The organism is Paraburkholderia atlantica, from assembly GCF_009362785.1.
GTDB lineage: Bacteria > Pseudomonadota > Gammaproteobacteria > Burkholderiales > Burkholderiaceae > Paraburkholderia > Paraburkholderia atlantica.
In genome coordinates this window covers 211,165-237,499 of record NZ_WHNQ01000010.1, presented here as the reverse complement: position 1 = coordinate 237,499, position 26,335 = coordinate 211,165, and the positions used below count along the sequence as shown (strand labels likewise).

General features: G+C 63.1%; 22 protein-coding genes. 13 read left to right on the top strand and 9 right to left on the bottom strand.

Annotation, left to right across the window (positions count from 1 at the left end):
* Both GCT19_RS17395 and gspD read right to left on the bottom strand, forming a co-directional pair.
* A partial coding sequence (locus GCT19_RS17395; protein ID WP_193727408.1) for a GspE/PulE family protein occupies window positions 1-862 on the bottom strand: 862 nt, incomplete at its 3' end.
* Between the two features lie 5 nt (window positions 863-867).
* Window positions 868-3,303: a type II secretion system secretin GspD gene (gene gspD, locus GCT19_RS17390; RefSeq protein ID WP_152852610.1), complete on the bottom strand. Its 2,436-nt coding sequence runs from the start codon at window positions 3,301-3,303 to the stop codon at window positions 868-870.
* Window positions 3,304-3,798: 495 nt separating this feature from the next.
* Between gspD and GCT19_RS17385 the strand changes: the two genes are divergently transcribed.
* Window positions 3,799-4,242: a lytic transglycosylase domain-containing protein gene (locus tag GCT19_RS17385; protein ID WP_018432423.1), complete on the top strand. Its 444-nt coding sequence runs from the start codon at window positions 3,799-3,801 to the stop codon at window positions 4,240-4,242.
* 145 nt (window positions 4,243-4,387) lie between these two features.
* Entirely contained in the window at window positions 4,388-5,746 is a 1,359-nt protein-coding gene (locus GCT19_RS17380; RefSeq protein ID WP_152852609.1) for a GTP-binding protein, read from the top strand.
* Window positions 5,747-5,845: 99 nt separating this feature from the next.
* Here the strand turns inward: GCT19_RS17380 and GCT19_RS17375 are convergent, their stop codons facing one another.
* Complete coding sequence (locus GCT19_RS17375) at window positions 5,846-6,124, bottom strand: HU family DNA-binding protein (protein WP_013090989.1); 279 nt, start codon at window positions 6,122-6,124, stop codon at window positions 5,846-5,848.
* 447 nt (window positions 6,125-6,571) lie between these two features.
* On the opposite strand from GCT19_RS17375, the gene mnmC reads away from it, so the two are divergent.
* The 7 genes from mnmC to GCT19_RS17340 all read left to right on the top strand — a co-directional run bounded on the left by mnmC (window position 6,572) and on the right by GCT19_RS17340 (window position 15,965).
* Window positions 6,572-8,539 carry a bifunctional tRNA (5-methylaminomethyl-2-thiouridine)(34)-methyltransferase MnmD/FAD-dependent 5-carboxymethylaminomethyl-2-thiouridine(34) oxidoreductase MnmC gene (mnmC, locus tag GCT19_RS17370; protein ID WP_018432425.1) on the top strand — a complete coding sequence of 656 codons (1,968 nt, stop codon included), beginning with the start codon at window positions 6,572-6,574 and terminating at the stop codon, window positions 8,537-8,539.
* A gap of 971 nt (window positions 8,540-9,510) precedes the next feature.
* A complete protein-coding gene (locus tag GCT19_RS17365) occupies window positions 9,511-10,716 on the top strand; it encodes a cation:proton antiporter (protein ID WP_018432427.1) in 1,206 nt (401 codons plus the stop codon).
* An 88-nt stretch (window positions 10,717-10,804) separates the two neighbouring features.
* Entirely contained in the window at window positions 10,805-11,920 is a 1,116-nt protein-coding gene (locus GCT19_RS17360; protein WP_018432428.1) for a YbdK family carboxylate-amine ligase, read from the top strand.
* Window positions 11,921-12,502: 582 nt separating this feature from the next.
* Entirely contained in the window at window positions 12,503-13,141 is a 639-nt protein-coding gene (locus GCT19_RS17355; RefSeq protein WP_013090985.1) for a MarR family winged helix-turn-helix transcriptional regulator, read from the top strand.
* 142 nt (window positions 13,142-13,283) lie between these two features.
* Window positions 13,284-13,997 carry a glutamine amidotransferase gene (locus tag GCT19_RS17350; protein WP_018432430.1) on the top strand — a complete coding sequence of 238 codons (714 nt, stop codon included), beginning with the start codon at window positions 13,284-13,286 and terminating at the stop codon, window positions 13,995-13,997.
* A 109-nt stretch (window positions 13,998-14,106) separates the two neighbouring features.
* Complete coding sequence (locus GCT19_RS17345; RefSeq protein WP_152852608.1) at window positions 14,107-15,219, top strand: NADH:flavin oxidoreductase/NADH oxidase; 1,113 nt, start codon at window positions 14,107-14,109, stop codon at window positions 15,217-15,219.
* 212 nt (window positions 15,220-15,431) lie between these two features.
* A complete protein-coding gene (locus tag GCT19_RS17340; RefSeq protein ID WP_018432432.1) occupies window positions 15,432-15,965 on the top strand; it encodes an SET domain-containing protein in 534 nt (177 codons plus the stop codon).
* An 83-nt stretch (window positions 15,966-16,048) separates the two neighbouring features.
* Here the strand turns inward: GCT19_RS17340 and GCT19_RS17335 are convergent, their stop codons facing one another.
* Together GCT19_RS17335 and GCT19_RS17330 are read right to left on the bottom strand one after the other, a co-directional pair.
* Window positions 16,049-17,563: a sensor histidine kinase gene (locus GCT19_RS17335; RefSeq protein WP_152852607.1), complete on the bottom strand. Its 1,515-nt coding sequence runs from the start codon at window positions 17,561-17,563 to the stop codon at window positions 16,049-16,051.
* A 167-nt stretch (window positions 17,564-17,730) separates the two neighbouring features.
* A complete protein-coding gene (locus GCT19_RS17330) occupies window positions 17,731-18,417 on the bottom strand; it encodes a response regulator (RefSeq protein WP_013090980.1) in 687 nt (228 codons plus the stop codon).
* Window positions 18,418-18,566: 149 nt separating this feature from the next.
* On the opposite strand from GCT19_RS17330, the gene GCT19_RS17325 reads away from it, so the two are divergent.
* Window positions 18,567-18,791 (top strand): DUF3717 domain-containing protein, encoded by a 225-nt coding sequence (locus tag GCT19_RS17325; RefSeq protein WP_013090979.1) that lies wholly within the window; start codon window positions 18,567-18,569, stop codon window positions 18,789-18,791.
* 103 nt (window positions 18,792-18,894) lie between these two features.
* On the opposite strand, the gene GCT19_RS17320 is transcribed toward GCT19_RS17325, so the two are convergent.
* Together GCT19_RS17320 and phhA are read right to left on the bottom strand one after the other, a co-directional pair.
* Window positions 18,895-19,209, bottom strand: a complete 315-nt coding sequence (locus GCT19_RS17320) for a 4a-hydroxytetrahydrobiopterin dehydratase (protein WP_260185933.1) — start codon at window positions 19,207-19,209, stop codon at window positions 18,895-18,897.
* A 92-nt stretch (window positions 19,210-19,301) separates the two neighbouring features.
* On the bottom strand, window positions 19,302-20,192 hold the full coding sequence (phhA, locus tag GCT19_RS17315; RefSeq protein WP_018432434.1) for a phenylalanine 4-monooxygenase: 891 nt from the start codon (window positions 20,190-20,192) through the stop codon (window positions 19,302-19,304).
* A gap of 150 nt (window positions 20,193-20,342) precedes the next feature.
* Between phhA and GCT19_RS17310 the strand changes: the two genes are divergently transcribed.
* Window positions 20,343-20,834, top strand: coding sequence for an Lrp/AsnC family transcriptional regulator (locus tag GCT19_RS17310; protein ID WP_013090976.1), 492 nt, complete (start codon window positions 20,343-20,345; stop codon window positions 20,832-20,834).
* 85 nt (window positions 20,835-20,919) lie between these two features.
* Here the strand turns inward: GCT19_RS17310 and GCT19_RS17305 are convergent, their stop codons facing one another.
* Together GCT19_RS17305 and GCT19_RS17300 are read right to left on the bottom strand one after the other, a co-directional pair.
* Window positions 20,920-21,456 (bottom strand): class IV adenylate cyclase, encoded by a 537-nt coding sequence (locus GCT19_RS17305; protein WP_018432435.1) that lies wholly within the window; start codon window positions 21,454-21,456, stop codon window positions 20,920-20,922.
* 239 nt (window positions 21,457-21,695) lie between these two features.
* The gene (locus GCT19_RS17300) at window positions 21,696-22,595 is read right to left on the bottom strand and encodes a LysR family transcriptional regulator (RefSeq protein ID WP_018432436.1); all 900 of its coding nucleotides are present in this window, start codon (window positions 22,593-22,595) and stop codon (window positions 21,696-21,698) included.
* A 145-nt stretch (window positions 22,596-22,740) separates the two neighbouring features.
* Here GCT19_RS17300 and GCT19_RS17295 point away from each other — a divergent pair, with 145 nt between their 5' ends.
* Window positions 22,741-24,294, top strand: coding sequence for a CoA-acylating methylmalonate-semialdehyde dehydrogenase (locus GCT19_RS17295; RefSeq protein WP_018432437.1), 1,554 nt, complete (start codon window positions 22,741-22,743; stop codon window positions 24,292-24,294).
* A gap of 136 nt (window positions 24,295-24,430) precedes the next feature.
* Window positions 24,431-26,146, top strand: a complete 1,716-nt coding sequence (locus GCT19_RS17290) for a GMC family oxidoreductase (protein ID WP_018432438.1) — start codon at window positions 24,431-24,433, stop codon at window positions 26,144-26,146.
* The last annotated feature ends 189 nt before the right edge of the window (window positions 26,147-26,335 follow it).

The following is a 26,335-nucleotide window of genomic DNA, read 5'->3' as shown; positions in this document are numbered from 1 at the left end:
CGTACAGCGTCGTCGTCTTGCCTGAGCCGGTCGGCCCCGTCACGAGCACGATGCCGTGCGGTTTGCCGATCAGCTTGTCGAACTGGCCGAGCGTATCGGACGCCATGCCGAGCGCTTCGAGATTGAGTCGCGCCGCGTCTTTCTCGAGCAAACGCAACACCGCGCGCTCGCCGTGGCCGGTGGGCAGCGTCGATACCCGCACGTCGACCGGACGACCGCCGACGCGCAGCGTAATGCGGCCATCCTGCGGCAAACGTTTTTCCGCGATGTCGAGCTGCGCCATGATCTTGATCCGCGAGATCAGCGCGCCGTGCAGCGCTTTCTTCGGCCGCACCACGTCGCGCAGCGTGCCGTCGACGCGAAAACGCACCACCGACGCATTCTCGAACGGCTCGATATGAATATCCGATGCCTGCTCGCGTGCGGCTTGCGTGAGCAGCGCGTTGATCATGCGGATGATCGGCGCGTCGTCTTCCGATTCGAGCAGATCCTCGACCTCGGGGATGTCCTGCATCAGCCGCGACAGATCGACTTCGCCTTCCACTTCGCCGACCACCTGCGCGGCGCTGCCGTCCTGGCGCGCATAGGCCTGGTTGATCGCCTGCGCGAGATCGTCGGCGGGCACGCGCACGACCGACACCACACCGTAGTTGCGCGCGACTTCGGCAAGCGCGGCTTCGCTCGTGCGTTCGCTGATCCAGACTTCGAGGCTATCGGCATGCTGATGCGCGACCAGGATCTGACCGCTGCGCGCAAAACCGTATGGCACCAGCCGGGCGGCAAGCGGCGAGGGCGCCGCGCGCTCGCCGGCCGCGGCGTCACCGTTCAGCGGACGTTGCGAGGGCGCGGCTTGCGCAGGCATCTGCGTCACGGACGCGCTCCCGGCGACACCGTGCTCGGCACCGGTCCGCTGGCCGGCTCGACGACGACCGGTTGCGGCATGGTTTGCGGCACCGTCTGCGGCACGGGTTGGGTCGTGGTCTGCGCGCCAGCTTGCGGCACGGCCTGCGCGCCGGCTTGCGGCACGGCTTGCGGCGGTACCTGTTGAGGCACCTGTTGCGGTGACTGCTGCGGCATCATCTGCTGGCGGCGCATCTGGTTCAGGTCGAACAGGTTCATCGCGGGCACCCCGCCCTGGCTCGGGCCGAGCGGCATCGGCGGCACGACCGGATCGTCGCGATCCCTCATGATGTTGTTGTCCTGACGGTACGCGCCCTGCACACCCTGGATGTAGTCGTAGCGGTTCGCCGTGACGGCCTGCGTGGTGTCGCGGTCGGCGAGAATGACCGGGCGCAGGAACACCATCAGGTTAGTCTTGTTGCGCGTCTTCTGCTCGGAGCGGAACAGCTGGCCCAGCCAGGGAATGTCGCCCAGCAGCGGCACCTTGCTGTTGCTGACCTGGTAGTTGTCCTGCATCAGGCCGCCGAGCACGATGATCTCGCCGTTATCGCACAGCACGGTCGACTGGATCGAACGCTTCGTGAATTCCGGGCCCGCCGGGTTCGTCGCCGCGTTGTTCGTGCCGTTCACGATTGCCGAATCTTCCGTGTAGAGCAGCAGCTTCAGGATGCCGCCGTCGGTAATCTGCGGCTTCACGTGCAGCGTCAGACCGACGTCGACGCGGTCGAACGTGTTGAACGCCGCGCTCGTCGTGCCGCTCGTCAGGTTCGAGTAGGAACCGGTCTGGATCGGCACGTTGGTACCGACGATGATCTTCGCTTCTTCGTTGTCGAGCGTGATCAGGTTCGGCGTGGACAGCACGTTCGCGTCGGCGGTCTGCGACAGCGCCTGCAGCAGCGCGCCGAGACCCTGCACGCCGAAAATGTTGTGGATCCAGCCGACGTTCAGGCCCTGTTGCAGGCCGCTGAGCCCGGACACGAGGGCGGCGCCGCCCGTGGCACCGGTGGCGCCCGCCGCGGCCGCCGCGGCCGTCAGGTTGATGATGCTGTTGCTCGAACCCGTCTGCAGGTTCGTGCCGGCAAACAGGTTGCCGTTCGCGACCTGCCACTGAATGCCGAGGTTGCCGCTCGTATTCGAGTTCAGCTCGACGATCAGTGCCTCGATATACACCTGCGCGCGACGCGCATCGAGCTGGTCGATCACCGCGCGCAAGTTGCGGTACGTCGCTTCGGGCGCGGTGATGATCAGCGAGTTGGTCGCGGAATCGGCGGTAATCATACCGCCGCCCTGATCCTCGCTCTTTTCCTTGTCGCCGCCGAGAAATCCGCCGGTATTACTGCTCGAGCCTGAAGCGCCGCCGCCCATCGGCGAGTTCATCGAGCCGCCGCCGAGGCCGCCCGACGGCAACGGCGGCGTGCCCGACGAGCCCGTCGAATAGCTGCTGCTCGACAGACCGCCACCGCCGCCACCACCGCCGCCGCCGCTCGTGTTCTGGTTGAACGAGTTCGCCTCGTTCGCGCCGCCCGACGAGCCCTCGCCGCCGCCCTTGCCGAGCATGCTGCGCAGCGTGCGCGCGAGCTTCGTCGCGTCGGCGTTGCGTAGCGGCACGACGTGGATGTTGCCCGGCATCGCGGTCGGCATGTCGAGCTGCTTCGCGAGCTCCTTGGCCGCCGCGAGGCGTGCGGTGTTCGACGCGCGCATCAGCAGCGAGTTGGTGCGCGGATCGGACGAGATCGACACCTTGAGCGTTGCGTCCGTGCTGCCGATCGAGCCCGGATCAAGCATCTTGTTCATCTGCTGCGCGATGTCGATCGCGTTCGCGTTCTTCAGCGGCACGACTGCAACCGCCTGGCCGGCCGCGCTATCGACGCCCGCGATGATCTGGGCGATGCGCCGCACGTTGTCGGCGTAGTCGGTGACGACGATCGTATTGTTGGCGGGATAGGCCGCGACCGTATTGTTCGGCGAGATCAGCGGACGCAGTACCGGCAGCAGGTTGTTGGCCGACTCATTCCTCAGCGTGAAGACTTGCGTGACGACCTGGTCTCCGCGCGCCGTCGGCGCGTTGCCGACGTAGGTCGGCACGCCTTGCAGCTTGGCGTCGGCCTCGGGCACCACTTTCAGCACGCCATGATCCTGCACGAGCGCGAAACCCTGCATGCGCAGCGCGGACTGCAGGGTTTTGAGCGCCTGATCCTGGGGCACCGAATTTTCGGACACGAGGTTCAGTTGCCCCTTCACCCGCGGATCGACGATGATCGTCTTGCCGGTCGCCGCGCCGATCGCCTTGGCGACCTGGTCGATGTCGGCGTTGACGAAGTTGAGTGTCACCTGTGCGTGTGCAGTTTGCGCGGTGATCAGTCCAGCCACCAGCAGCGCCGTTGCCACCCGACGCAAAGCCATACAATTTCTTCTCATGGGATGTGATATCGATGCCGGCAGCCTCTGCCACCGACGGTCATGCGATGCGGACCTGGCGGCAAGCTACCGCCCGGTCGGTCTGTGAGCCGGCCCTAAAAGCGAGTTTCGCTTCGAGTTCCAGCATCCCGACGTCCGAAAAAAACGAACAGTAACAGCTTTTCATGTCGGAATTGAAACAAAACAAGGCGCCTCATGCGAATCCGTGGAATCGCAGAGCCGTTATTAAATTGAAAGCTAACCGCCTCCGTACACTCACGCCATTACCCGGCTTTGTACGGTCTTATGTCGGTTAGCCAACTTGACGAAGGTCGGACTGCCGGTATGATACGAGCCGTTCGACCCACTGTTATGTGTTTGCTGACGCGGGTTTTCCCCGATGCTCGACAAACGCCCGGCCAGCTTGCCGTTGCGGCCGAAACGCGGCCGGCGAACTGCCTTACCGATTCTTACCTCGGGTTTGCTTAGTCCTATTGACCGATGAAACGTCCGCTCGTCACCGTTGCCGCCACGCTCGCGCTGCTCGCCGCGGCCAGCTCCGCGCGCGCCGACTGCTTCGATGAAGCGGCGAAGTATCAGAAGGTCAATCCGCTGATCTTACGGGCTATCGCGTGGCAGGAGTCGCACAACCGGCCGGACGCGCAGCACAAGAACGCGAACGGCTCGACCGACTACGGTGTGATGCAGATCAATTCGGTGCATCTGCCGGTGCTCGCCCAGTACGGGATCTCGCAGGGCACGCTGATGGAGCCGTGCAAGAACGTTTATATCGCGGCGTGGCATCTGCGCCGCCAGATGAACAAGTACGGCAACACCTGGCAGGCGGTCGGAGCATACCACTCGGAGACGCCTACGCTGCGGGACAAATACGCGCAGCAGATCGCCGCAATCCTGCGCAGCTGGAAGTTGATGCCCGCGCAGTAAGCCATTCCAACGCTGTCGCTCGCACGAGCAGCACGCATTTTAATGCACAATGCGACTTCGTGCTTTTGTCGCGCCGTCGCAGCGACGCCGACGATTTGGCCCCGCGCCCGGCACGCCTTCCAATCTTCCCGTATTCCGTACCGCGATGAACCAGCCGCTATTGCCCATCACCGTGCTCTCCGGTTTTCTGGGCGCCGGCAAGACCACGCTCCTGAACCGCATCCTCGCGAATCGCGCCGGTTTGCGCGTCGCCGTGATCGTCGACGATCTCGCCGACGTCAACATCGACCCGACACTCGTGCGTAATGCGGCCGATCTCTCGGGCGTCGACCAGCAGATCGTTGAACTGAAGAACGGCTGCATCTGCTGCACGGTGGGCGACGATCTGCAAAGCGAAATCCGTCGCCTCGCCGGCGAGGAGCGCTTCGACGCGCTCGTGATCGAATCGAGTGGCATCGCCGAGCCTATGTCGATTGCCGAAAACATCACATTCGACGGCGACGAAGGGCCCTCGCTTGGCGAAGTCGCGCGGCTCGATACGATGGTCACGATCGTCGATGCGTTCAACTTCCTGCGCGATTACGCGTCTGCCGACGCGCTCTCCGAACGCGGCGTGACGGTCGACGAAGACGACGACCGCATGATCGTCGAATTGCTGATCGAGCAGATCGAGTTTTGTGACGTGCTCGTCGTGAACAAGATCGATCTCGTCAGCGCGGAAGAGCTCGCGCGTTTGCAGCGCATCCTCGCGCGCCTGAACCCGCGCGCGGTACAACTCGAGAGCCGCTTCGCCGACGTGCCCCTCGGTGACGTGCTAAACACCCGACGCTTCGATTTCGACGAAGCGTCGAATGCGCCGGGTTGGCTCGCGGCGCTCAAGCACAGAGATGAAAATGAGCACGGCGGTCAAGACGACCACATGCATCACAGCGAAGCCGACGAATATGGTGTGGGCTATTTCGTCTATCGCGCACGCCGGCCGTTTCATCCGCAGCGGCTGTGGGAGCTGCTGCATCAGGAGTGGAAGGGCGTACTGCGTAGCAAGGGATTCTTCTGGCTCGCGACGCGTAACGATATCGGCGGTTCGCTATCGCAGGCCGGTGGTGCTTGCCGGCACGGTCCCGCGGGCATGTGGTGGGCAGCCCAGGATCGCAGCGAATGGCCGGACGGCGACGACGAGCTGGCCGCCGAAATCGCCGCCGACTGGTATGGCGCGCCGGACGATATGAGCATCGGCGATCGCCGTCAGGAGTTCGCGCTGATCGGTGTCGATATCGACCCCGCCATCTGGCGCGCGAAGTTCGACGCCTGTCTGCTCAGTGACGACGAATACGCGCTCGGGGCACAAACCTGGCAGCAGTTCCCCGATCCGTTCCCGGCGTGGGAGTTCGACGACCATGATCATGACGACGATCATGATCACGACCATCATCATCACGGGCACCGCGACGACTGCGAGCATTGCGGACATGACCATGGCAAGAACGCGCATCGCCATGACTGAACGAAGCACGCGCCGCGTTTGAACCACACGCATGGACGAAAAAAAACCCGCCACTGGCGGGTTTTTCTCGCGGGTGTCAACTGCCCGGCAGTAGTCTGCTTAGCGCTTGTTGACTGCGTCCTTGAACGCCTTGCCTGCCGTGAACTTGACGGTCTTGGCAGCCGGGATCTTGATAGTTTCGCCGGTCTTCGGATTACGCCCCGTACGCGCTGCGCGCTTGCCCGAACCAAAGCTACCGAAGCCGATCAACTGGACCGCCTCACCCTTCGACACAGACTTCTTGATCACTTCAAGCAACGTGTCCAGCGTTTCACCGGTTTGAGCCTTGCTGGCGCCCGTCTGTCCTGCGACAGCGTCGATCAGTTCCTGTTTGTTCATTAAGGTTCCTTTCTGAGTTTAGGTTGATACGAACAGCGCGACCGCGCCGATTATACGTGCGCGCACCGCGCTGTCGAGCAGCTGCGGCCCCGATCCTGAAGATCTCCCGCGCCGGACAGAACACTGTTCGGCGGCCGTGCTGCCGCTCCCTTCGCGGCGCTTGCTATGATAGCGCAGCGCAAACCCAATCAGGATAAGGGTTTCGAGGAATTGCACGGTTTTCAGGCCGTTCTTGCAAGGAAATCGGAATTCTGCCCCTCGGCACCCCCTAAACGAGGGCTGAAACCCAGTCCTGGCGGGGGTTAGCGTTGGTTTTTGCCAACGCAGCAAAGCGTCTAAAAAGCGTCCTGATGGGTCTTTTGCGGCGACTCGCGCGCGGCGCGCGCCGACTCCGACCATCGAACCCGCTCTTTCGAGCGATCTTTTGAGCGTGTTTTCCTGTCGCGCATGACCGATCCGCTGATCCCCGCCGTCCTCGCTTTCCGCGACAACGGCAGCCCCTTTTCACCGCACTACGACGACATCTATCACAGCGCTGTCGGCGCGCTCGAGCAGGCTCAATATGTCTTTCTGCGCGGCAACGAATTGCCCGAAAGATGGCAGAGCCGTCGAACGTTCACCGTGCTCGAAACCGGTTTTGGCATCGGCATCAACTTTCTCGTCACGTGGGCCACGTGGCGCGCCGATCCCGCACGCTGCGAGCGGCTGCATTTCGTATCGACCGAGAAGCATCCGTTTAGCGCCGCCGATCTGCGCCGCGTCCACACATCGACGATCTCCGATCCGCTGATCGCCGAACTTGCGGACACGCTCGCGAACGCATGGCCGATGCTGGTGCCCGGTACGCACCGGCTCGAATTCGAAGGCGGCCGCGTGGTGCTGACATTGATCTTCGCCGATGCGCTCGACAGCCTGCCCGCATTGCGGCTACGTGCCGATGCGTTCTATCTCGACGGTTTCGCGCCCGCGAAAAATCCCGAGCTGTGGAGTCCGGCGGTGTTCAAGGCGCTCGCGCGTGTCGCCGGCGATGACGCGACTTTCTCCACCTATAGCAGCGCGGGCGACGTCAAACGCGCGTTGACGCAATGCGGTTTCGAGTATCGCAAGGTCGACGGCTTCGGCTGGAAACGCGCGATGCTGGTCGGACGCTTCGCTCCGCGCTGGCGCGTGCGTCGTTATGAGCCGCCTACGCCGTTCGGCCACGACGAACGACACGCGGTCGTGATCGGAGCGGGCCTGGCCGGCTGCGCAGCGATCGAGCGACTCGCGGCACGCGGCTGGCGCGTGACTTCGCTCGAGCGGCATGGGTCGGTTGCACAGGATGCGTCGGGCAATCCGGCCGGTGTCTTCCACCCAATGATTTCGCGCGACGACAGCGTCGCGTCGCGCGTCACGCGGGCGGGCTTTCTGTACGCGCTCAATCGTTGGGCCGCGCTCGAAAGCGCAGGACATCGGCTCGCGCGCGGCGATCGCGGCCTGCTGCAGATCGCCGCGGACGACGACGAGGCACGCGCGATCGGCGAGGCCATCGCCACGTTTCGCTATCCGTCCGACTACGTGACGCCGGTCGTCGCGGCCGACGCAGCACGACTCGCCGGCATGCCACTCGCGCGTGGCGGCTGGTTCTTTCCGCGCGGCGGCTGGATCGACCCGGCCTCTCTTTGCGCGGCGCAATTCGCATCGGCAGGCGGCTTGCTGGAACGACGCTTCGGCGTCGACGTCGCGCGGCTGGAACGTTGCGGCGATCAGTGGACCGTCTTCGATATCGGGGGAAAGGTGGTCGCGCGAGCGCCGGTGGTGATCGTCGCGGGTGCGCATGAAGCTGCGCGCATCGCTGGCTTGCGTCATGCGCCGACCCGCAGCATTCGCGGTCAATTGAGCTTGCTGCCGGCAGGGACCGTCGCGCCGCTCGCGCTGCCGGTGATCGGTGAGGGCTATGCGGTGCCGCTCGCGAACGGTGTCACGCTGACAGGCGCGACCTATGAGCTCGACGACCCCGACACGTCGCTGCGCGCGGACGGTCATCGCGAGAATCTCGAGCGGGTTGCGCAGATGCTGCCGTCGTTCGCAGACGCACTCGATGACGCGTCGCTGACCTCGCTCTGCGGACGCGTTGCGTTTCGCTGCGTGACCTCGGACCGCATGCCAATGATCGGCCAGCTCGCCGACGAAACCGCTGCCGCACGAGATGCTGCCCGCCTGCGCGGCGCATGGCCGCTCGATCTGCCGCGCGTCGACGGTCTGTACGGCGCATTCGCTTATGGTTCTCGCGGGCTGGTGTGGGCCGCGCTCGGCGCTGAACTGATCGCGTCACAGATCGAAGGCGAGCCGTGGCCGCTCGAACGCGATCTCGCCGAAGACATCGACCCCGCGCGTTTTCTGCTGCGTTCGTTGCGGCAGGGGACGATCGGTTAACCGGCTTCGACCGTTGCGTAGTTAACGCCCGTTACGTTAACCCCGCCCCTCTGTAAACCACGTTAACCGACACCCGCGCTTATCCACCGCAACCTGTGGATAACCGCGCAGTTAACCGGCGCAAGTCATGTGGAGCCGTTGTGGACGTAAACGGGGTAACTCGGACAGCACGAAAAAGTGCGAAAAGTTGCTCGCGTATACCGGCCGCCGCCGCACATGCTGTACATCCGGTTATGCGGCCGACAACTCGATGATTTATTTCGGTAAACATAGGTTATCCACAGAAACCGAGGCAGCTTGTTAACTGTTACTACGTATACATACGGTAAACCAGTAAACAGCAAAGACGAGCGCTAGCGCCGCGTCTATCGGGCTGGATGAATTTCGTTCGGGCTCACGCAAACGGACGACTGGCGATGCGCCCCGTTAACCTCGCAGAGCGCCAAAACCGCGGACGAAACCGCACATCAAAATCCCACACGCAGCGGTAACACCGGGGAGCGGAATCGCCGTTTGCGACGTTGTCGAAATTGACGCGATACCTCGAAAAAAGGTCGCTTTTTCCGTCCAGTATGAAAATAACGTACTTTTTTACCGTTTTGCCTGCGAGTTAACGTCTTTTCGGTTAACGCGGAACAAGCTATGGCACAATCCCGGTTCTTTTCCGCGTCGTGCCACCGCATCTGACGGCACGCGCAGCAATGGAACGGTGCCGGTCAAACAGAATCTGATTCAAGGTCGACGGCGTTCCTTCACCGTGCCTGTTGCTACTGCCGCATCCCGTGAATGTGCCCGACTCCGTGCGGTTTTTTGCGGCCGCGGCGCATTCCGATCATCCGATCATTGAAACCTCGCAACGCTGACCTCGCGAAGCGCTTGCGACAACGAGCGCTCTCGGTTCGCTCGTGCCACGGCGTGCGTGTGCGCCGGTTCGTGTCGTCTGCCGTTGCTGCCAAGGAGAACCCATTACGATGAATTCGGCGTTTTCGTTTCTGCCAGCGTGGCCGCTTTCACCCGACGCCATTTTCTGGGCAGGTCTTGCATTGCTTGTCGCTGGTCTATGCGGCGAGCTTTGCTTTCGTGCGTGGCGTTTACCGCGCATTTCCGGCTATGCGGTGATCGGCCTGATAGCCGGCGGGGCCGGCTTCGGCGTGATCGATGCCGATTCCGCGAACGCCGCGCGGCCGCTGCTCGACGTCGCGCTCGGCCTGTTGCTGTTCGAACTGGGCAGCCGGCTCGATCTGCGCTGGATTCGCCGTAATCCGTGGCTGATTCTGTCGAGCGTCGCCGAAGCCACGCTGACTTTCGTGCTGGTGCTGCCGGTGCTCCTATTCCTGCACGTGCCGCTGATGGTCGCGACCGTACTCGCCGCGATCGCGATGGCGACATCGCCGGCGATGGTGATCCAGCTCAAAACCGAACTGCGCGCCGAAGGCCAGGTCACGCAGCGTCTTCTGACCTTGACCGCGCTGAACAGCATGTACGCGGTCGTGATCGAAAAGCTCGTATCGAGCTGGTTGCATCAGGAGGTTTACGGCAACGTGTTCGCGACGATCCTGCAGCCGTTGTACCTGCTGGTCGGCTCGCTCGTGCTCGCGTATCTGCTCGCGCGCACCTGCACGTTCTTCTATCGGCGCCTCAACATGCACGACGAGCATTCGTTCGTCGCACTGTTCGGTCTCGTGCTGCTTGCGATCGCCGTCGCGCATCTGTTCAAGCTGTCGACGATTCTCGCGCTGCTCGCCGCGGGCATCATCGTGAAGAATCACGAAGCGCGTCCGCAGTTGTGGCCGCAGCATTTCGGCACCGCGGGCTGGCTGCTGACGGTGATCCTGTTCGTGCTGACGCTGACGTCGTTCGAATGGAGGCACATCGCGTTGGGCGGAGTTGCGGCGCTGGGTCTGATCGTTGCTCGCCTCGTCGCGAAGCTGATCGGCGTGCTGGCGTTCGCGAAGCCGAGCGGTCTGAACCTGAAGCAGGGGATCGCGCTCGGACTGTCGTTGTCACCGATGTCGGCGCTCGCGTATCTGCTCGTCGACGACACGTATAACCTGTATCCGAGCTTCGATCCGCAACTGCGCGCGATCGTTATGTGTTCGATTTTCGTGCTGCAGATTCTCGGGCCGTGGCTCGTCTATCGCAGCCTCGCGCTGGTCGCCGAGCGGCGCGAGAGGTAAGCGTGAAACGCGCGTGGGCTGCCATGCGCGTTTCATGAACCCGTCTTTTCAATTCCTTTGCCTCAAACGACCTGACTCAGGGGACGCCATGTCACTCGAACCCTTCATCGATTCGAAACCGTTCACGTTCGGTATCGAACTCGAAATGCAGATCGTCAATACCCACGACTATGATCTGACCAAAGCCGGCACGGATCTGCTGCGCCTCATCAAGGACGAAAAAATTCCCGGCAACATCACGCCGGAAATCACCGAAAGCATGATCGAGCTGTCGACGGGCATCTGCACGTCGCACGAACAGGCGGTTGCCGATCTGCGCAAGATTCGTGACACGCTGGTATCCGCGGCCGACCATCTGAACGTCGGTCTGTGCGGCGGTGGAACGCATGCCTTCCAGCAATGGAGCGAGCGGCAGATCGTGGATACGCCGCGTTTTCAGTACATTTCCGAGCTGTACGGTTATCTCGCGAAGCAGTTCACGGTGTTCGGCCAACACGTGCACATCGGTTGCCCGAATCCGAACAGCGCGCTGTATCTGCTGCATTCGATGTCGCGCTTCATCCCGCATTTCATTGCGCTGTCCGCGTCATCGCCTTTCGTACAGGGTGTCGATACCGGATTTCATTCTGCACGGTTGAATTCCGTGTTCGCGTTTCCGCTGTCAGGCCGCGCGCCGTTCGTGCTGACGTGGGACAGCTTCGAGGAGTATTTCTCGAAGATGGTCCACACGGGCGTGGTCAACAGCATGAAGGATTTCTACTGGGATATCCGTCCGAAGCCGGGGTTCGGCACCATCGAGGTTCGTGTGATGGATACGCCGTTTTCGGTGGATCGTGCCGCGGCGATCGCCTGCTACATCCAGACGCTTGCGCGTCATTTGTTGCTCGACAAGCCGATCACGCCGCAAGAAGACGACTATCTGGTCTACACGTTCAACCGCTTCGAAGCCTGCCGTTTCGGACTCGGCGGCACCTGCATCAATCCGCAAACCGGTGAACGAAAGACAATTTCCGAAGATATCCTCGAAACGCTCGAACAGATCGCACCGCATGCGCAAGCGCTCGGCTCGGTCAATGCGCTGGCCGAAGTTGGCGCGATAGCGCGTGGACAGGTCAACGACGCGACGTGGTTGCGCAGTGTATTTGCCCAAGAAAAGTCCTTGCACGAAGCGGTCCGCCAGCAGTGTCTGCAGTGGCGCGCCTAGTCGCGAAGACCTGATGAAACCGTCATGAAACCGTTTGCGTGCGCCTGCTACGCGACGTTCCAACGAAAACCCGCCGCGTGCGGGTTTTTTTTCGTAAGAAAATTTTTATGATTTTTCACGCGTCCAACCCTTCAGGTTTTTCGAAAGTTTACGTATACCAGCGTAGTAGCAGTAAGCAGGTGCTGCCAATGGCTGTGGACAACTGAATAAATTCCTGCAAAGTCAATGCTCTGGGGAATTGATAACCGGGCTCCTAAAAGACGCTCTGGCCATGCCGGGCAGGCGCAATCGAGGAAACGTTCAATCCGCTGCAAATGCTTGTTGCAAGACGGTACACAGGCTGTCCAAGCGTTTTCCCCTGCTTATCCACAGCTCGCGTTGGATAAGTTAGCTGTACGATTTGCAGGTCTCGCATAGAATGTCGTTTTTTCGCCGCCTCGGAGTTTCAAGGCGGTGTATTTTTGAGATAGTACAAACGGCTTCCTCAGCGGTTGGACGAAGCTACCCACACACGCGACGGGCGTACCCGGTCAGGCAACCGCCGGCATCGCACCAGAGCGGTAAATAAACGAATCGAAGATTATGAGCGAAGGCGTATACGGAGAACAGGCGAACGGGCGAGTGACCCACAGCCTCTTGCGATTGAGCACGGCGATGCGAAGCCAGGCTTGGGAATGGGCGGAAGGCGCGGGCCTTACGCCGACCCAGGGTGAGATCCTCGTGCTGTTGATGCAACGCAAGGGGCCGATGCGTCTCGGCGAGATCGCGCGCGAAACGGCGCTGACCGCCGCGACCACCAGCGATGCGGTCAGCACGCTCGAGACCAAGGGTCTCGTCGAAAAGCGTCGCGCACTCGACGACGGTCGCGCGCTCGCGGTACGCCTGACCTCGCGTGGCCGCACCGCTGCCAAACGCGCCGCGCAATGGCCGGACTTCCTGTCCAAGGCGGTCGGCACGCTGCGCGAGGACGAACAGTCGGTGTTCTATCGCACGCTGCTCAAGACCATCTATCAGCTCGAAGCGCAAAACACGATTCCGTCGCATCGCATGTGCCTGAGCTGCACGCATTTCCAGGCGAGCAAGAATCCGAAGAAGACGCCGCATCACTGCGCGCTGCTCGACCTGAACATGTTGGATACCGATGTGCGTCTCGACTGCTCCGTGCACGAAACGGCGGACGTCGCCACCCAGAAGAAAACCTGGAAGATCTTCGCCCAGTAACCTGCGTCTTCCGTGGCAATCCGCTAACATGGCCTGGCCGGCTACGGCGGGCGGTGTACACCGCCTGCTTGCCGGCTGGTGCCATGCAAGGGTAGAGCCGTTGGCGGCAAGTCGTTAGTCAACCTGAAGATAGGGCAGGCCGATGAATCGGGAAGTACTCGCCATCCGCCATGTGCACTTCGAGGATCTGGGCAGTCTCGAGCTCGTGCTCGGCGAGCGCGGGCGGCCGGTCCGCTATCTCGATGTGGGCGTCGCCCGTATCGAGGCGCCCAATCCTGTTGGCGCGTCGCTGATGGTCGTGCTGGGCGGCCCCATCAGTGCCACCGACGACGCGCTCTACCCTACGCTCGCGCCGCTGCTGTCGTTGATCGAAAAACGTATCTCGGCCGGTTTGCCGACACTCGGTATCTGCCTCGGCGCACAACTGATCGCCCGGGCGCTCGGTGCGCGCGTCTACCCTGCGGCTCAGGCTGAACTAGGCTGGGCGCCGCTCACGCTGACCGATGCGGGCCGCGCTTCGCCACTGCGTCATCTCGATGGCGCTCACACGTCGATGCTGCATTGGCACGGCGATACCTTCGATCTGCCCGCCAACGCGACCCGTCTCGCATCGACTCCGACCTGCGAGAATCAGGCCTTCGCGTGGGGCGATCACGTGCTGGGCTTGCAGTGTCATCCCGAGATCCGCACCGACCGGTTCGAACCTTGGCTGATTGGCAATGCGAATGAACTTTCGGGCCACGGCATCGACGCCCGGCAGTTGCGCGCCGACACCGCACGATACGGTCCCGCGCTCGAAGCAGCCGGGTGCCGCATGTTCGGCGAATGGCTCGATCAGGTCGAGACGAAAGTCTGAATGGCTTGCCGAATGGAGACGTAAATGGCCAGCCAGGTGCCACGTTCATGCAGTAAACCGCGTGCGGTGCTATGCTCGATCGCTCTCAGGCTTTCACTGGACCTAATCCATGAGCGCGCTTTTTTCTCCGCTCACGCTGCGTAGCGTGACGCTTCCCAACCGTATCGTCGTCTCCCCGATGTGCCAGTACTCCGCCGAACGTGGCGAAGCGACCGCATGGCACATGATTCACCTCGGCGGTCTCGCGCTGTCCGGCGCAGGCATGCTGTGCATCGAAGCGACTGCCGTCGAGCCGGACGGCCGCATCACTCCCGGCGATCTCGGTTTGTGGGACGACGCGACCGAAGAGGCGCTCGTGCCGGTGCTGGCGGCGATCCGCAAGCATTCGCACATCAACGTGACGATGCAACTGGCACACGCGGGCCGCAAGGCATCGAGCCATGTGCCGTGGGAAGGCGGCCAGCTGATTCCCGTGTCGCAAGGGGGGTGGCTGCCGCATGCGCCGTCGGCGCTGCCGCACAAGCCGGGCGAGGAGCCGCCGCTTGCGCTCGATGTCGCCGGCCTGCACCGGATTCGCGAGGCGTTCGCCGCGTCCGCGCGCCGCGCCGCGCGTCTTGGCATCGATGCGCTCGAAGTGCATGCCGCGCATGGCTATCTGCTGCATCAGTTCCTGTCGCCGATTGCGAATCAGCGCACGGACGACTACGGTGGCTCGCTGGAAAACCGCATGCGTTTCCCGCTCGAAATCTTCGACATCGTGCGGGCCGCATTCCCTGCCGACAAACCGGTCGGCGTGCGCGTGTCGGCGACCGACTGGGTCGAAGGCGGCTGGACGCTCGAAGACACGATCGCGTTCGCACACGAGCTGGAAAGGCGTGGCTGCGACTGGATCGACGTGTCGTCGGGCGGTGTGTCGCCGCTGCAGAAAATTCCGCTGGAGCCGGGCTATCAGATTCCATTCGCGAAGGCGGTCAAGCACGCGACCGGTCTGGCGACGATCGGCGTCGGGCTCATCACCGATCCGCTGCACGCCGAGCAGTTGATCGAAGCGGGCGATGCCGACCTGATCGCGCTGGCTCGCGCGCTGCTCTATAACCCGCGCTGGCCGTGGCATGCCGCCGCCAACCTCGGTGCGACCGTCGAAGCGCCGCCGCAGTACTGGCGTTCGCAACCGCGCGACCAGAAAGCGCTGTTCGGCGACATTACGTTCGGTCAACGGTGACGCTCGTCGCACGTTGAACACACGCATCGGCTGACGGTTGAAGGAAGCCGTCGACAGCGTGTAGGATGCCGGTTGTGGCGCGATGCGCGTCGCAAGTCGACGCGGCGCTCGCAGGGCGCCGCGTTTGCTATTCGCGTCAGAAAAGGCCGCGCGCGAGACGCGCCTGACGATTGCCAGACTTGATCCCCCAGTTCTTCACAAGGATTCATTCAATGAATTCACGCAGGATCGCCGTGCGCCGTTCGGGTGTGCACGGCAAAGGCGTGTTTGCTCTCGAACCGATCGCGGCGGGCGAACGACTGATCGAATACAAGGGCGAGCGGATTACCTGGAAAGAAGCGTTGCGCCGTCATCCGCATAATCCGGCTGAACCGAATCACACGTTTTATTTCGCGCTGGATAACGGCAAGGTCATCGACGGCAAGGTGAACGGCAATAGCGCGCGCTGGATCAATCACTCATGCGCGCCGAACTGCGAGGCCGAGGAAATCGACGGGCACGTGTACGTGCATGCGCTGCGCGATATCGCGGAGGGCGAGGAAGTCTTTTACGACTACGGCCTTGTGATCGACGCGCGGCAGACCAAGAAGCTGAAAAAGGAATACGAATGCCGCTGCGGCGCACGCAAGTGCCGCGGCACGATGCTGGCGCCGCCGCAAAAGGGCAAGGGCGGCGGCAAGTCGGCAAAAGGCGCCGACAAGGCGGAAAAGTCGAGCAAATCGGCGAAGAAATCGAAGAAGAAATGAGCCGCGCCCCGGTGCGCGGCGTTCGCTGTCTGTGCTCATCGAAGCGCTGACGCGAACGCCGCCGCGGCAGTCCGGCAAACCTTCTACAAATCGACCGGCGCCGAGTGCGCCGGTTTTTTCGTGGCGCGCTGTGGGTTGGCATCGCTGGCGGTGGCAGCCCCTGCCGACGCACCGGGCGGCAGCAACGGAATCCTCACGATAAAGCGTGCGCCACCCTCCGGCGCGTCCTCGTAATGCACGCTGCCATGATGCAGCACCATGATGTCGTGGACGATCGCGAGGCCCAGACCCGCGCCGCTGTCGACGCCCGCCTCGGCCTGGCCGTCGCCGCGGAAGAACCGCTTGAACAGATCCGCCTGCTGCGAACGCGGCACGCCCGGCCCGTTGTCTTCGACGACGATCTCGGCCATGCGCAGATCATCGATCAGGGTCTGCGAAACCGTGACCGTGATACGCCCGCCGTCGGTCCGCGAAGGCGGCACATACTTCAGCGCGTTGTCGAGCAGATTCGCGATCACTTCGTGCAGCAGTACCGGGTTGCCGCGCGCCATCAGAGGGTCGTCGTTCGACGGATCGTCGAGGCGCTGGAAGCCGAGGTCCACGTGTACCGCTAGCGCGCGCGGCACCCATTCGGCGCCGGTGTCGAACGCGAGCGCGGCCATGTCGACATTGACGAAGCGGGCCGCCTGTTCGCCCGGCTCGGCGCGCGCGAGCGACAGCAATTGATTCGACAACCGCACGGCGCGATCGGCCGCAGCGCGCAGTTCGTGCACGGCGGCGAGCGTTTGCTGTGGATCGCGGGCGACCACCGCCTGCTCCGCATGCAGCTTCACCGCGGTGAGCGGCGTGCGCAGCTGATGCGCGGCATCGGCGATGAATTTACGTTGCGCATCGAGGGCGGCCTTCAGCCGATCGAGCAGCGCGTTCAGCGCGCCCGTCAGCGGGCGGATTTCGACCGGCACAAAGGTTTCGTCGACCGGCTCGAGCGACGTGTGCGTTTGCCGGTTCAGCGAATCGGCGAGCGCGGTGAGCGGATTTAGCTGCTGATTGACGACGCGCCACACGATCACCCAGCCGGCTAGCAGAAGCAGCAACAACGGCATCATGATCGCGATCAGGAACTCCGCGGCGATACGAAAGCGGTGGTGCACGGGCTGGCCGACTTCGACGACGATCGGATTGCCGGTCGGCTGATCGACGCGCACCTGAGCGACCCGCACGGTCACGCCTTCGTGCTGCGTCTCGAACACGTACGCGAAATGCATGCGGCGCACGTTGGTGCCTTGCAGCGGCAAATTGTGGTCGCCGGCGATTTCGCTGTCGCCGGTGCTGATGCGGTAGACCAGATGTTCGACCGGGTCCGAGAACATTGCTTGCGCGAGCGGCGGCACCGTGATCGGCGCTTCCGGTCCGGCAATCTGGATCTGTTTGGAGATCGCGGTCGCGAGGTCCGCGAGCGAACGGTCGACCACGTGCTGCGTGTACTGCCACGCGAGCCAGTAGGCGATCAGACCGCTCATCAGCGCGAGCAGCGACAGGGGAGCAGCGAGGCGCCGCAGCAGCGTGCGGCGCAGACTATTGGCGGCCGGCTGGTGCATGATCGTAGGCGCGGGAAAGTTGTGACCGAGTTGGAAACTGCGATAGCGACGGCGCTAGGCGCCTTAAGACAGTCCGGGGCCCGGCACCGGGCGCAGCGGGAACAGCCGATGCGCGGCGCCGGTCCGGCGCTGTCAGGCCGCGACGCGATGCGCGGCCTTCACGACGATTATGCGGCCTGGCGAATTTCCTGCAACAGATAGCCAAAGCCACGCACGGTGACGATTTCGACACGGCAGTTCTCGAGCTTCTTGCGCACACGGTGCACGTAGACTTCGATCGCGGTATCGCCGAGATCGCCGCCGAAGTGCGTCAGGTGATCCTGCAATTGCGCCTTGCTGACGACGCGGCCGTGACGCAGCAGCAGCATTTCGAGCACCGCGAATTCGCGCGGCGACAGTTCGAGCGGTTTGTCGTCGTTGAAGATGCGGCGGTCGACGCCCGACAGGCGCACGCCACCCAGTGACACTTCCGGACGCGGCATGTCGCCGTGCGGACCGCTGCGGCGCATCACCGCGCGAATGCGCGCTTCGAGCTCGGCCGGTTCGAACGGTTTCAGCATGTAGTCGTCCGCGCCGGAGTTAAGGCCTTGCACGCGGTCGTTCAGCTCGTCGCGCGCGGTCAGGATGATCACCGGGGTGTGACGGTTGCTCTGGCGGAAACGCGACAGCAGCGTCATGCCGTCGATGCCCGGCAGACCGAGGTCGAGGATCACGAGTTCGTGGCGGTTTTGCGTGAGGGCCTGTTCGGCAAAGATGCCGTCATGGACCATGTCGACGGTGAAGCCGGCTTGTTCGAGACTGCTTTGGATGCCGCGTGCGATGGGGCGGTCATCTTCGATCAGAAGGAGTCGCATGGATTTCGCTCAAGTACAATGGGTTTAGGCGTTTGGGCAAGCGGTTCGCCGGGGCGCCTGCAACACAGCCAGCGTGCGAAGCGGCGGCAGAGGCCCCACGAAGCAGCTGTCGAGCCGATTCGAAGCGCCGTTCCAGTCATCACGAAGTCATGTCCGAGATCAGCATTCACGAACTGGAAGCCGCGATCAACTTCTGGCGCGCCCGCTCACCTTCGAGCGGCGACGAACACGTTCTGTGCAAGGAGGCAAGCGCGCTCTCCAAGCCGTATGCGCTGCTGATTGTACAGCGTCAGCAGTCGCTATCACTCGATCGTTTTGACCCGATTGCAAGGCAGGCCTGGGAAGCTTACGTTCAACTTAAGAATAGCCTGTAGAACTGAAGGTTTGCCTAGGGTATTGCCTGCATTGTCCTTTCATTGTGGACCGATTACGCGGCAAGTGTATATAAACGCGCATCAGCGTCCGTAATTATTTGTATTACGTAGTAACACTGTCGATGAATGTGGCAAGCGCGATGTCGCGTTCAGTCACGCCGTTCGCTTCGTGGGTAGACAGCGTGATGTCGACCTTGTTGTACACGTTGAACCACTCCGGATGATGATCCATCTCCTGCGCCTTGATCGCCACGCGGGTCATGAAACCGAACGCCTCGTTGAAGTCGGCGAATTCGAAGGTGCGGCGAATCGCGTCACGCTCCGCCACGCTTTCCCAGCGATGCAGTTTCGCCAGTTGCTGGGTGCGCTCGTCGGAAGTCAGTTTCTGAATCATGGTGTTACCTCGCTGGTCGAACAGGCTCGCCGGCAGGCGGGCGAATCCGTTATTTTTTCACGGTTGCGCAACGCTCGCCGGACCTCGGGCCGGGTCGGTTTGCGGCGGCCTGACGTTCAAACGTCGCCGCTGGTGTGCCAACCCTGGCGGGTTCCACGCGTGATCACGCGGTCGCCGTCGAGCACGTCGCCCGCTGCGTAGGCCGGTGCATTGGCGAGCTGCGTCAGCAGCGGCGCGAAGTCGGTTTGTGCGACGCGGAACAGTTGCGCGAAGTCATCGATGACGAAGTAAGTTTGCTGGAACGTATCGATGCGGTAACGCGTGCGCATCACCCGTTCCAGCGCGAAGCCGAGCCGGTTCGGCGCCGCGCTTTGCTGGCTGTATACCGTTTCGGCCTTGCTCGAGACGATGCCGGCGCCGTAGATCTTGACGCCGTTAGAACTCGCGGCATCGCGGATCAGCCCGAACTCCACTGTGTACCAATAGAGCCGCGCGAGCAGCGGCAGCGCGCCCGCTTCATTGGCAGCGAGCGCGGCGCGGCCGTATGCGTGCATGTAGTCGGCAAACACCGGATTGATCAATAGCGGCACATGGCCGAACAGATCGTGAAAGCAGTCGGGCTCCTGCAGGTAGTCGACCTGATCGGGGCGGCGCATCCACCACGTGACCGGAAAGCGGCGATTCGCCAGATGCTCGAAAAACACCTGATCCGGCACGAGGCCAGGCACCGCGACGATGCGCCAGCCCGTGGCGGGCGTGAGCTTCGCGTTGACATCGTCGAAGCACGGCACGCGCTCGGACGGCAGGCCGATACGCTCGACGCCCGCGAGGAATTCATCGCAGGCACGGCCTTCGAGCAAGGCCGTTTGGCGCGCGTACAGCTGTTGCCAGACCGCATGGTCAACCGTGCCGTAGCGTTCGAGCGGCTGGTCGATCGTAAAGTCGGCGCGGGTCTCAAGACCGGCGTCGAACTGCTCTTTGAGTTTGGCGGTGCTGGCGGTGGACATGGCAAAGCTGCCTTGACAGGGGAAATCGCATGAAATCGGTATATGCGAGTGTAGAGCGGGGCTCACGCGCGAGGGGCGCAATATGGGCGCTAAATCGCACATATATGCGATAATCGTGCGTAAATTCGCCAATTAATGCGGGGCATCACCATGCTTGAACTCGACCACTTCGATCTCGCGCTGCTCGACGTGCTGCAGCGCTTCGGCCGCGCCACGCATCAGCAGCTGGCAGAGCAGGTGCCGCTGTCTCCGTCGCAGATCGGGCGACGGCTGCAGCGGCTGGAACAGGTCGGGGTGGTGGATGGCTATCGCGTCGTGCTGCGGCCCGAAAAGCTCGGCCTCGGCGTCACCGCTTTCACGAGCCTGAAGCTGAAGCATCACGGCGATTCGATCATCGAGCAGTTTCAGCAGCAGATCGACGTGCTGCCCGAAGTGCTTGAATGTCACGCGGTCGTCGGCGATGCCGACTATCTGTTGCGCATCGTCGCGCCGGATCTGAACTACCTGTCGACCTTCGTGATGAAGAAGCTGATGCGCGTGCCCGGTGTCGATAGCGTGCGCTCGAATATCGTGCTGACTACGTTCAAGCGCAATGGGCCGTTGCCGCTCGGGCATCTGGCGCCGGGGGCGGCGCCGGTTTGAGAGTTTGAGGCCGTCGCCGGCGGTGTCGACCGGCAGGTCTAGGGACCCGCGTTTGTGGCGCCGCGGCCCCGTAGGGACGCGATTTTTATGCCGCCTGCTTGGGCTCGTCGTCGGCATTCAGCAGATCGACATACGCGACCGGCACCAGATCCGCTTCGGATACGCCGAGGCTCTTGAACAGCGCTTCCGCTTCGGCGTGGCCGCCTTCTTCGTCGTCGTCCTGCGCGAGCACCACTTCGAGTTCGACGAAATCGCCGAGACCATCGACGCGATCCAGATGAATCCGCGTGCGCCCGCTCAGATACACGTGCCGCTCTTTCGAGACGATGCCGCGCGTGGTCAGCGCGGTCGCGAGCAGCGCATGCATCGCTTCGGGATTCGTGACCGGACTGCGCGTGTAGTACGACGCCTTCGGGCCGTCGCGGTCGTCGCGCTGGTAGAAGATCAGTTCGGCCGGCGTGCCGTCGTCGAACTGGCGCAGCTTCAGGCGGCCGCGCGGCACGTCGTAGAAAAAGTCCTGCTGGCGAAAGATCAGCGGCGCGTCCGGCGCGAGCTGCGCGGCGCGCTCGCGCAGTTGGTCGAAATGCCGGGCGCGGGCTTTGATTTCGATGTTGCGTGCCATGTCGGGCTCCTGTGGATGGACGGAGTGATCGGCGGCTTCCCGGGTTGCTGGGATTGCCGGGGCGAAGCCGCCGGGAAGGCGAAGTCAGGCGGAACGGAAAGCGATACGAGGGCGCTGCGCGAGCCCAAAACGACAATCTAGCAAAAACTTCGTGACGGAGTGGTTTCAGCTCGGCGGGCAGCAGGGAGAAGGGCGGGCATTAGCGGGACTCATATCGCAACGCGTCAGACCGTCCTCGCTCAAATCGCCCACTGCTGTTCGATCAGCTTCAAGGCCGCCGCGATCGCCGGCTCGTCCTTGCGCTCGTCGAGCGTGATGAAGCTCAGCTGCGTCGGCACCGTGATGCCATCGACGATCGTCAGCGCGTGTGCATGCGCCTCGGCGATCGCGGTTGCGTCGCGCGCAAGCGTGAGACCGACTCCCGACTTGACCAGATCGAGCATCGACGGCTCCTGGTCCACCTCGGCCACCTTGACCGGCTTCACTCCCGCTTCGCCGAAACAGCGCGACAGCAGCCGGTTGTGCGCGGACGCCGGCGGCGTCCAGATCCACGGTAGCGCCGCGAGCGAGCGCCAGTCCCGCGCACCCTTCACGCGATCTTTCCAGCCCGCCGGCGCGAGCACGCGATACTGGAAATGCGTGAGCGTGACCGCATGAAACGTGGCGCCGTCGCGTGTGTCGTCGTCGGAGGGCAGGCCGATGTAATAGCCGACGTCGAGTTCGCCCGCGCGAATCTGCTCGCGCACCCAGCCCGACATGCCGTGGCGCAGCGCCGTTTCGATCTGCGGCCAGGTTTCGACGAGCTGCTTCAGGAAACCGCCGAGGCGCAAAAACTCGGGGTCGAGAATGGTGCCGATCCGCAGACGTCCGCGCACTTCCTGGCGGAGCGTCTGCGCCGCGCGTTCTACGTCGGCTGCCGCGCCGAGCGCGCGTTCGGCGTGCGGCAGCAGCGCCTGGCCGTCGCGCGTCAGCGCGAGTCCGTGCGATGTCCGCGTGAACAGCGTCACGCCGAGCGTCTCCTGCAAGTGCTTGATTTGCAGGCTGACGGCAGGTTGGGTCAGATGCAGTTGCACCGCGGCACGCGTGAGGTTGCCCTCGCGTGCGACGGTGACGAAAGCCCTAAGAAGAGTCAGATCCATATCCTGATATTAGCGCGGCTTATAGCGCAGTTGAGCATTACTCATTGGATTTGTCGCTCGTAGACGCCGTACGCTGAGCGTTGAGCATGCTTCGGCGCGCGACATCGAGCGCGAAGTTGAAGATTTCACAGCAAAGAGGAACGAGATGAGCGAGACATATTCCGACGCAACCGCGCAGGACGCCGCCGCACGCAGCGCGGCGAGCGCACGCGCGCTGAGCCATTTCATCAACGGCAAGACCCTCGACGGCACGAGCGGGCGCTTCGGCGACGTCTTCAATCCGGCGCTCGGCAGCGTCAGCGCGCACGTGCCGCTCGCGAGCGTCGCCGAGGTCGACGCCGCGGTCGCCGCCGCCAAAGCCGCGTTTCCCGCCTGGAGCGAAACGGCGCCGATCAAACGCGCGCGGGTGCTGTTCAAGTTCAAGGAACTGCTCGACCGTCACCACGACGAACTCGCGGAGCTGATCACCCGGGAGCACGGCAAGGTGTTCTCCGACGCCAAGGGCGAGGTGATGCGCGGCATCGAGATCGTCGAATTCGCGTGCGGCATCCCGAACCTGCTGAAGACTGATTTCACCGATCAGATCGGCGGCGGCATCGACAACTGGAATCTGCGGCAGCCGCTCGGCGTGGTCGCGGGCATCACGCCGTTCAATTTCCCGATGATGGTGCCGTGCTGGATGTTCCCGGTCGCGCTCGCGTGCGGCAACACCTTCGTGCTGAAGCCGTCCGAACGCGATCCATCCGCGTCGATCCGGCTCGCCGAACTGCTGAAGGAAGCGGGCCTGCCGGACGGTGTGTTCAACGTCGTGCACGGCGACAAGGTCGCGGTCGATGCGCTGCTCGTGCATCCGGAAGTGAGTGCGCTGTCGTTCGTCGGCTCCACGCCGATCGCCGAATACATCTACACGGAAGGCACGAAGCACGGCAAGCGCGTGCAGGCATTGGGCGGCGCCAAGAATCACCTCGTCGTGATGCCCGACGCCGATCTTGACCAGGCCGTCGACGCACTGATCGGCGCCGCCTACGGTTCGGCGGGCGAGCGCTGCATGGCGATTTCGGTAGCGGTCGCGGTGGGGCATATCGCCGATGAGCTGATCGAGCGTCTGACGCCGCGCGTGAAGAGCCTGAAGATCCTCAATGGCATGGAAGCGGCGGCCGAGATGGGGCCGCTCGTCACCGGCGCGCATCGCGACAAGGTGGTCGGCTATATCGACGCCGGCGTCGCCGCAGGCGCGAAGCTCGTCGTCGATGGGCGCGCTCATCAGGTCGTGGGGCACGAGAAGGGTTTTTTCCTCGGCGGCACGCTGTTCGACGATGTGTCGCCCGACATGAAGATCTACCGCGAGGAGATTTTCGGGCCGGTGCTGTGCGTCGTGCGCGTGCCCGATTTCGCCTCGGCGGTGGAGCTGATCAACGCGAATCAGTTTGCGAACGGCGTGTCGCTGTTCACGTCCGACGGCGGCATTGCGCGTGCGTTTTCCCGACAGATCGAGATCGGCATGGTCGGCATCAACGTGCCGATTCCGGTGCCGATGGCCTGGCATTCGTTCGGTGGCTGGAAGAAGTCGCTGTTCGGCGATCATCATGCGTACGGCGAGGAAGGCGTGCGGTTCTACACGCGCTACAAGAGCATCATGCAGCGCTGGCCAGACAGCATCGCGAAGGGCGCGGAATTCACGATGCCGGTCGCCAAATAAGCTGGCGGCTTTGCGCCGCATCAAGTCGGCGAACGCGCGAGCAAAAGAGTAAAAGCGAATAAAAGCGCGTCGCGGCGTCAGCGTGGAAGTGATCGGGCTTCCACGCCTGCGTCGCAAATGCTTAGGAGGCTGAACGATGGGTCATACCGACAGTACGCCTCGCGCCGCACGTCGGCTCGAAGGCGAGTTCGACTACGTCATCGTCGGCGCGGGTACGGCCGGCTGCGTGCTGGCGAACCGGCTCACCGAAGATCCCGACATCCGCGTGCTGCTGCTGGAAGCCGGCGGGAAAGACGACTATCACTGGATTCATGTGCCGGTCGGCTACCTGTACTGCATCGGTAATCCGCGCACGGACTGGCTGTACAAGACTCAGGCCGAGCCGGGTCTGAACGGCCGCACGCTGTCGTATCCACGAGGGCGTGTGCTCGGCGGCAGTTCGTCGATCAACGGCATGATCTATATGCGCGGTCAGTGTGAAGACTACGACGAGTGGGCGCGCGTGACCAACGACAGCACGTGGTCGTGGAACGCGGTGTTGCCGGTCTTCAGGCGCAGCGAAGATCACCACGGTGGCGCCAACGAAGCGCATGGCGCGGGCGGACCGTGGCGCGTCGAGAAGCAGCGCCTCAAATGGAAGATTCTCGAAGAGTTCGCGCAGGCCGCGCAGCAAACCGGCATTCCCGCCACCGACGATTTCAATCGCGGCGACAACACCGGCGTCGGCTACTTCGACGTCAACCAGAAGCGCGGCATCCGCTGGAATGCGTCGAAGGCGTTTTTGCGGCCCGCGTTGAAGCGTGGGAACCTCACGGTTATTACGGGTGCCCATACGCAGCGTGTCGTGTTCGACGGCCGCCGCTGTACCGGGGTCGAATATCGTGGTGGCGACGTCGACTATTTCGCCAAAGCGCGTTGCGAAGTGATCCTTTCGGCCGGTGCGGTCAACTCACCCCAACTGCTCGAATTGTCCGGCGTCGGCAATGGTGCGCGTCTGCAGAATCTCGGCATCGAGGTCGTCCAGGATCTGCGCGGCGTCGGCGAAAATCTGCAGGACCATCTGCAACTGCGCATGGCGTATCAGGTGCAAGGCGTGCGCACGTTGAATACGATGTCCGCGCACTGGTGGGGCAAGCTGATGATCGGCATGCAGTACGCGTTGTTTCAGAGCGGACCGATGTCGATGTCGCCGTCGCAACTCGGCGCGTTCGCGAAGTCCGATGCCGACGATCGCTCGCTGTCGCGGCCCGATCTCGAGTATCACGTGCAGCCTTTGTCGCTCGATCGCTTCGGCGAGCCGTTGCATCGCTTCAATGCGTTCACGGCTTCGGTGTGTCATCTGCGCCCCACGTCGCGCGGCAGCATTCATATTGCGTCGGCCGATACTGCTGCACCACCGTTGATCGCGCCGAATTATCTGTCGACCGAGTACGACCGCCACGTCGCCGCGAACGCGCTACGTCTGACGCGCCGCATTGTCGCCGCGCCCGCGCTGGCGCGCTATCAGCCGCGCGAGATTCTGCCGGGCCTGCAGTATCAAAGTGAAGAAGAATTGCAGCAGGCCGCGGGCGCGGTCGGCACGACGATCTTCCATCCGGTCGGAACCTGCCGCATGGGTACGACCGACGATCCTGCCGCGGTCGTCGACAACCGGCTACGGGTTATCGGAGTCGAGGGCTTGCGTGTCGTCGATGCGTCGGTGATGCCCAACATCACATCGGGCAACACCAATTCGCCGACGCTGATGATCGCCGAGCGCGCGAGCGACATGATCCGCGAGGATCGTCGTGCGCGCGTGAGCGGCAGCATGGCCGCGCAAATCGGTGTCGCCGCGTCGATGTCGTCTGTGTGACATGCAACGTTCGATCGCAACCGAGCGGATCGGTCATGTTTTCCGCCGCGTACGTGAAGCGTGCTAACCGCATGCCACGTACGCACGGCGCGGGCCTCGTTCACTAAGTGCAAATCCCAATGAATGCGCTGCATCATTGGGGCGACAATGGCAGCCATGCTGCGTGCCGCGCCATGGATCACCGTCCGG